Below are 764 nucleotides of genomic sequence, written 5' to 3'. Positions count from 1 at the left end.
ATGATGCTGAACAAAGATTTCTTAATGCCAGGGGTAGCTGAAGCGCTTGGTATCTTCAACGCATTTGATGCTTATCCAAAAGCTTGGGTAAGGGGAGTTGACGGCAAGCTTGTATACGGAAGCGCACAGCCGGAAGTGAAGGACGCGCTTGTTTATTTGAACAAGCTGTACAAAGAAGGGTTGATTGAAAAGGATTTTGGAGCAAAGGATTCGAGCAAAGCTGCTGAGCTTGCCGCTTCGGGCAGGGTTGGTATTAATATTGGAGCGATGTGGAATGGGATGTTCCCACTGCAGCAAACGATCGATAATTTTCCAGATGCCAACTGGCTTGCTCATCCAATTGTTTCCAAAGATGACCAGCCTGCTAATCCTCAAATTAAACTGAATGTGGAAAACTACTTTGTTGTACGCAAAGGGTATGAGCATCCTGAAGCGATCATGAAGCTGCTTAATTTCTGGACGGACCTAAATTACGGGGATACAACGCAAGCGGAGTTTGATAAATTTATGGGACCTGAGCCTGCTCCTGGTCATCACTATGCGGTAGCCAAAGCATGGAAAGCACAAAAAAACTTACAGGCACACCTCAAAATTGTTGAAGCATTCAAAACAGGCGACACGTCTAAGCTCAACGCTGAGGAAAAAGGCTACTACGATAACATTGAGAAGTTTAAAGCTGGTGACAACGCAAATGCTCAATTCGAGAAGGTATTTGGCGAGACTGGTTCTTTCAAATCCATGAATGGCTATGTAGAAAACAATTT

1 protein-coding gene is annotated in these 764 nt (G+C 44.1%); it reads left to right on the top strand.

The annotated features are described in order from the left end of the window. Positions 1 to 764, top strand: a 764-nt coding sequence (locus tag E0496_RS35800; RefSeq protein ID WP_479680882.1) for a type 2 periplasmic-binding domain-containing protein, incomplete at both ends; no start/stop codon positions are given.

Origin of the sequence: Paenibacillus luteus (genome assembly GCF_006542765.1) — a bacterium.
Taxonomy (GTDB): domain Bacteria; phylum Bacillota; class Bacilli; order Paenibacillales; family Paenibacillaceae; genus Pristimantibacillus; species Pristimantibacillus luteus.
The sequence above is the reverse complement of the archived record's forward strand: the minus strand, read 5'-3'. Positions and strand labels throughout refer to the sequence as shown.